Below are 6,332 nucleotides of genomic sequence, written 5' to 3' on the forward strand. Positions count from 1 at the left end.
GACGGGGTAGGTGGCGACGGGGGCGGGGGCGGGGGCGGAAGGGGACGTGCTCATGGGGGTCTCCTGGTTCTCATGTGGCGACGCGCGGCGTCTCGTGCGTCGCACCGGCTCCGTACTGGCCGGTACGCCCTCACTAAATACCCCTGGGGGGTATCTGTCAAGCCGCCGTGCGGGACCCCGGCGAGACGCCGCCCGAGACGGCGCGGCGCGAACCGCGCGACGGGACCGGCCGGGACGGGCCGGCTCCCGGGCCCGCTGCCGTGCACCTGGGAGCACGATGACACGCGGGCGGGCGTTCCCGTTCGCCAACACGAGCACATGGGCCTCGCCGAGGGCCCGTGCCGGTCCCTTCCGGGCGTCCACACCCCCGTTGGGCCTGGTGGGGACACACGGCGGCGAGCCGCACCCCCGACCCTCCGCGCTGTCCGGACGTCGCCTTCGCCGCCGCACACGCCGAGGACGGCGTCCTGGCATGTCGCCGACGGCCGGACTCCGCCGTCACGGTCAGGTTCCCGGCACCTCGGCCGCGCCCGGCCTGTCGCGGCCCGCGCGGGTTCGCGGCACCGGCGTGGGGCGAGCGGGCGACGGCGGACGTCTCCGGCGGCCTCCCGCACGGCACGGGCGAGAGGCCGGGCGGTGGCGGCGAGCCGGGCAGGCAGGCCGCGGCGGACGATCCGGACGCGGCCGAGGCGGGAGACGCGGCCCTTGTCCACGGCCGGCTGCGCCCGACGGCCGCCTCGGCCCGGCCGCGCCGCGGTGATTCCTGATCCCGTCGAACGCCGACTCCCGTGGCACCTAGCCCATCGTCAGCAGAACGATCGCGACCGTCGCGCCCAGCAGGCCGGTGAGCCGGGCGCGGCCGAGCCGTTCGCGCAGGAACACCAGGCCGAGGACGGTCGGGATCGCGGGGTAGAGCGAGGCCAGCACGACCGCGACGGCCAGCATCTCCTCCTGGGCCGCCCGCAGGTAGAGGGCCAGGGCCAGCGCCGCGCCCGCGCCGGTCAGCGCCGCCGCCACCAGCAGCCGCGCGGGCGGCCCGGCGAACTCGGCGGCGTGCCGCCCGGCCGAGGGCAGCAGCACGAGGACCGCCGCGACCCGCCCGGCGGCCACCGGCCACAGCCCACTCGCCGCGTCCGCCTGGGCCAGCCCGATGTACTGGACGGCGACACCCGCGCTGGCGATCAGGCCGTCGCCCACCGCGCCGGCCGGTCCGCTCCCGTCGCCACGGGACACCAGCCACAGGGCGGGCAGGGTGAGGCCGATGCCCGTCCAGGCGGTCGGCGGCGGCCGGTCGCCCAGGAAGCAGACGCCGCACAGCACGGACAGCGCGACCCCGGTGACCGCGCTCACCGGCACGACGACGCTCATCGCGCCCCGGCTCAGGCCGCGGTTGAGGAAGTGCATGGCCGCTCCGCTGCCCGCGCCGGACAGCGCGCCCCACAGCAGATCGGCCGTGCCCACCGCGTCGGCGCCGACCAGCGGCGCGGCCACGAGCGCGAGCAGCAGCCCGCCGATCTGGCCGGTGAACGTGACGACGGCGAAGTGGGCCCGGCGGGACAGCAGGCCCCCGGCGAAGTCGAAGACGCCGTAGCAGGCCGCCGAGGCCAGCGCGAGAAGAGCACCCATCCGGCCGCGCGTACCCGGACGCCACGACGGACGAACCTGCTTGCCTGATACCCCCTGGGGGTATACATTGCCGATGTCAGCGCGAGAACCGATGACTTTGGGGCATTTCCATGCAGCACGACGCCCACGCCCACGACACCCATCAGGCCCACGACACCCACCACGCGCACGGGGACGCCCACGGGGACGCCACCGCCGGCTGGGGCATGGCCGCCCGGGCCACCCTGCACTGCCTCACCGGCTGCGCGATCGGCGAAGTCCTCGGCATGGTCATCGGCACGGCGCTCGGCTGGGGCACCGTCCCGACGATGGCGCTGGCCATCGCGCTGGCCTTCGTCTTCGGGTATTCGCTCACCCTCTACGCCGTGCTCCGGGCCGGGGTCGCCCTCGGCGCCGCGATCGGGGTGGCCCTCGCCGCCGACACGCTGTCGATCACGGTCATGGAGATCGTGGACAACGGGGTGCTCCTCGTCGTCCCCGGCGCGATGGACGCGCACCTGGCGGACGCGTTGTTCTGGGGCGCGCTGGCGTTCGCGTTCGCCGTGGCGTTCGTGGTCACCACCCCGGTCAACAAGTGGCTGATCGGCCGTGGCAAGGGTCATGCCGTGGTGCACCGTTACCACGGCATACGATGACCGGCATGTTCCGGCCGCGCCCACCAGCGACCGCGTCCCACGGGGTGCGGACGCGGTGGGCGCTGCTCGTGCTCGCGGTCCTGACCGGGCTGCTGGCGATGCACGGGCTGTCGCCCGCGACACCCGCCTCGCCCGCGTCCGGCCCGTATGCCCCGCACGCCCCGCACGCGTCCGAGGACCCCTGCGTCCACGCGGACTCCGGCCACGGCGGGCACGACCGGCACGCCGACTCCACCTGCGCGGCGGGCGCGGTCGGCGGCGGGCTCGCGCTTCCCGCGCCGACGCCCGCCGTCAGCGGCGCCGCCGCCGAGCCCGCGTCGGCCGGGCACGCCCCGGTCCCGGCATCCGGCGGCCGGGCCCCGCCGCCGTCCCTGAGCGAGCTGCAACTGCTGCGCATATAGGCGCGCCACGCGACGACGCCGATCCCGTTCGGCGGCGCCGCGCCCGAGCACGCCCATGCCCAACCACGCGCAGAAAGCAGTCCCTCATGAGCACCACCACGACCCGGCTCGCCCGTCGCGCGGCCACGGCCACCGCCGCCGTCCTCACCGCCCTGACGCTGGCCGCCTGCGGCGGCAACGGCGACAACGGCGACAACGGCAACGGCGGCAGCAGCGACGCCAACGCCGACACCGACGCGCACAACGCGGCGGACGTCACCTTCGCCCAGGCGATGATCCCCCACCACCAGCAGGCCATCGAGATGGCCGAACTCGCCCTCGACCAGGCGTCGTCGGAGGACGTGCAGGCCCTCGCCGAGGAGATCAGTGCGGCCCAGGCCCCCGAGATCGCCACGCTCACCGAGTGGCTGGAGGCCTGGGGCGAGGAGGTCCCCGCCGGGAACACGGAGGACCACGCCGGACACGCCGGACACGACATGCCCGCCATGAACGGCATGCTCTCCGCGGACCAGATGGCGGAGCTGGCGGACGCCTCCGGCACGGACTTCGACACCGCCTTCCTGGAGCTGATGATCGAACACCACGAGGGCGCCGTCGAGATGGCCCGCGACGAGCAGGCCGACGGCAGTTACGAGCCCGCCACCTCCATGGCGGAGGACATCGTCACCACGCAGAGCGCCGAGATCGAGCGGATGAACGAGCTGCTGCCGACGGCCCGTTGAACGACCGGCCGGGCCGGGGTCCGTGGGCGGCCCGCCCCGCGCGGGCCGCCCACGGCCTGGTGAAGATCATCGGGGAGTCCGGGAACGGCGGCACGAGCCTGCACTGCCGGGCGAACTCGCCTGTCCGGACGGCGGACCCGTTCCGCCACGGCCAGGGCGTGATCCTCACCCCGGAACGTTTCCTCGACCTGCTTCGCCCGGCGCTCCGGTCGACCAGCAGAAGCTGCCGGCACCTCGCACGAATCGGTGGTCCGCACCGTCCGCGACCTCCCGCGGGACGGCCTTCGCCGGACCGCGGTGATCCTCGCGTTCCCGGCCGCGATCACCGCGTGACGAGGCCCCCGGACGAGCCGGGCGGAGGCCGTCCCGCCCGGACAACCCGAAGCGCCCCGCCCTCGGGGTGACCCGGCGGGTGGGGCGCGGTGGTGCTGGGTAGGCCGTGTGGGACTCGAACCCACAACCAATGGATTAAAAGTCCACTGCTCTGCCAATTGAGCTAACGGCCCGCACGGAGCAGCATAGCTCCCGCACGCATCCGGCCTCGAAGGCGTTGTCGCACTTCGAGGCCGGACGTCGTGGCAGGGATCAGCTGTCGCGCTTCCAGCGCGGCTTGTCGGCGCGGCGGTCGTGCGGGGTGGACGGGCGGTCGTCCCGGCGGAAACCGCCGGTCGGGCGCCGGTCGTCCCGGCGGAACGCCGAGCCACCGGTGCCACCGCTCCGGCGGTCGTCCCGCCGGAACGAGGAGCCGCCGCCGCTGCCACCGCTGCCACCGCGGCGGTCGTCGCGGCGGAATCCGCCCTGCGGACGGCGGTCACGGTGATCCCGGTCACGGAAGCCGCCGCGCTCGCCGCGCTCGCCCCGGTCCTCGCCCCGTTCCTGCCGGGCCGCTTCGGCCCGCGCCGCCGCCTTCTCGGCCCGGAGCGCCTCGCGCTCGTCCTCGGCCAGCGCGAGCTGCCGCGCCTCGGCCGCCGCCGCGATCGCCTCGGCCGGGTCGTCGCCGCGCTCGCGCGCCGCCCGCGCGGTCAGCCGCTCGGCCTCCTCGCGCAGCTCCGCCGCCCGCGCCGTGGCCCGCTCCAGCTCGCGTGTGAGCCTGGCCACCTCGCGCTCGGCGTGGCGCACGGCGCCCATCGCCGCCTCGGCCTGCACCTCGGTCAGCGACCGGGCGCCGATCACCTCGGCGATCTCCTCGTCGAACAGGTCGCCCCGGCCGATGATGTGGCGCGAGGCGTCCACGCCCGCGTCCTCCATCAGCCGGAAGATGGTCCGCCGCTGGTGCGGCAGCGCCAGCGACACGACCGTGCCCGAGCGCCCGGCGCGCGCGGTGCGGCCGGAGCGGTGCAGGTAGTCCTTGTGGTCGGCGGCCGGGTCCACGTTCAGCACGACGTCCACGTTGTCCACGTGGATGCCGCGCGCCGCGACGTCCGTGGCGACCAGGACGGCGACGCGGCCGTCCTTGAAGTCGGCCAGCGTCCGCGTACGGGCGCCCTGCGTCATGCCGCCGTGCAGCGCGTCCGCGCGGATGCCCGCTTCGCGGAGCTGTGCCGCGACGCGGTCGGCGCCGAGCTGGGTGCGCACGAAGACGATCGCGCGGGCGCCCTCGCGGGCGGCGATGGCGGCCGTCAGCGGCGCCTTGTCGCGCGGCTTCACGATCAGCACGTGGTGGGTCATGGTGGTGACCGCGCCCTGGGCCGCGTCGACCTCGTGGCTGACCGGGTCCACCAGGTAGCGCTTCACGAGCGTGTCGATCTCGCGCTCCAGCGTCGCCGAGAACAGCATCCGCTGCCCGCCCGGCGGCACCTGGTCCAGCAGCTCGGTGACCTCGGGCAGGAAGCCCAGGTCGGCCATCTGGTCGGCCTCGTCCAGCACGGCCACCTCGACGTCGTCGAGCGAGCAGGCCCGGCGGCCGATCAGGTCGCGCAGGCGGCCGGGGGTGGCGACGAGGATGTCGACGCCGCGCTCCAGGGCGTAGATCTGGTTGCCCATGGAGGTGCCGCCGCAGACGACCTTCAGCCGCAGCCCGAGCACGTCGCCGTACGGCTCCAGCGCGTCGGAGACCTGCATGGCCAGCTCGCGGGTCGGGGTCAGGATGATGGCGCGGGGGCGCTTGGGGGTGGTGCGGCGGCCGGCGAGCCGGGCCAGCAGCGGCAGGCCGAAGCTCAGCGTCTTGCCGGAGCCGGTACGGCCGCGGCCGAGGATGTCGAGACCGGCGAGCGCGTCGGGGATCGTCGCGGTCTGGATGGGGAACGGCGTGGTGACACCGTTCTCGGCGAGCTTGCGCACCACGTTCTGGGGCAGGCCCAGGTCGGCGAAGGTGATGGTGGGCTCGTCGAGAGGAAGTAGCGCCTCAGGCGTCGTTACGGTCATGCGTGGTGAGAACCTTCCGGAGTCTTGGTGTCGGCACGCGCCTTTGCTCCGTAGGTGCTCTGGACCGCCTGGATGCGGTCAGCCACGGCTAGACGAGGAACGCGCCACACGGCGCGCTGCTTCGGGGCGCCGGGCAAGTGGGATCAAACGATCTACAAGCATACGCACGGTGGGGCCTGGGGCGCAAACGGCGTCAGCCGCCGCCCTCGGCCGCGGGCTCGGACGGCGACGGGGCCGGCTCCTCGGTGGGGCCCGGCTCCGGCTCGGGCTGGGGCTCGGTCTCCGGCTCGGGCAGCGGACGCGGCGCGTCCTCACCACCGCTTCCGTCTCCCCCGGAACCCCCGGAGCCCCCGGAACCCGCGGAGCCTCCCGAGCCGCCCGGCGCGCTGGCGCTGGCGGCGGGATCCGGCTCGGGCTCGGCCGCCTGCCCGTGGCCGCCGTGGTCGTCCTCCGCCGCCTCGCGGCTCTCGTCCGCGTCGGGCGAGGACGAACCGGACGGCTCCCGGTCCTCGGACCGCTCGCCGCCTCCCGCGCCGCCGGCCCGGTCCGCGGCCCCGCCCGGGGCCGCGCGCACCCGGGCCGTG

Annotated in this window: 5 protein-coding genes, 1 tRNA gene and 1 pseudogene; 3 read left to right on the top strand and 4 right to left on the bottom strand. The window is 75.4% G+C overall.

The window, feature by feature from the left end; genetic code table 11:
• Nucleotides 1-795: 795 nt before the first annotated feature.
• Nucleotides 796-1,626 carry an EamA family transporter gene (locus tag ACSNOC_RS26675; protein ID WP_436750137.1) on the bottom strand — a complete coding sequence of 277 codons (831 nt, stop codon included), beginning with the start codon at nucleotides 1,624-1,626 and terminating at the stop codon, nucleotides 796-798.
• A 110-nt stretch (nucleotides 1,627-1,736) separates the two neighbouring features.
• On the opposite strand from ACSNOC_RS26675, the gene ACSNOC_RS26680 reads away from it, so the two are divergent.
• The 3 genes from ACSNOC_RS26680 (at nucleotide 1,737) to ACSNOC_RS26690 (ending at nucleotide 3,384) form a co-directional block, all read left to right on the top strand.
• Entirely contained in the window at nucleotides 1,737-2,261 is a 525-nt protein-coding gene (locus tag ACSNOC_RS26680; protein ID WP_436750138.1) for a DUF4396 domain-containing protein, read from the top strand.
• A gap of 5 nt (nucleotides 2,262-2,266) precedes the next feature.
• Nucleotides 2,267-2,662, top strand: a complete 396-nt coding sequence (locus ACSNOC_RS26685; protein ID WP_436750139.1) for a DUF6153 family protein — start codon at nucleotides 2,267-2,269, stop codon at nucleotides 2,660-2,662.
• 86 nt (nucleotides 2,663-2,748) lie between these two features.
• A complete protein-coding gene (locus ACSNOC_RS26690; protein WP_436750140.1) occupies nucleotides 2,749-3,384 on the top strand; it encodes a DUF305 domain-containing protein in 636 nt (211 codons plus the stop codon).
• Between the two features lie 433 nt (nucleotides 3,385-3,817).
• Here the strand turns inward: ACSNOC_RS26690 and ACSNOC_RS26695 are convergent.
• The 3 genes and pseudogenes from ACSNOC_RS26695 to ACSNOC_RS26705 form a co-directional block, all read right to left on the bottom strand.
• A tRNA-Lys gene (locus tag ACSNOC_RS26695) sits at nucleotides 3,818-3,890 on the bottom strand.
• 79 nt (nucleotides 3,891-3,969) lie between these two features.
• On the bottom strand, nucleotides 3,970-5,748 hold the full coding sequence (locus ACSNOC_RS26700) for a DEAD/DEAH box helicase (protein ID WP_436750141.1): 1,779 nt from the start codon (nucleotides 5,746-5,748) through the stop codon (nucleotides 3,970-3,972).
• Between the two features lie 193 nt (nucleotides 5,749-5,941).
• A pseudogene (locus ACSNOC_RS26705) lies at nucleotides 5,942-6,332 on the bottom strand (hypothetical protein); the annotation flags it as partial.

Source organism: Streptomyces sp. URMC 129 (assembly GCF_051386415.1).
Lineage (GTDB): Bacteria > Actinomycetota > Actinomycetes > Streptomycetales > Streptomycetaceae > Streptomyces.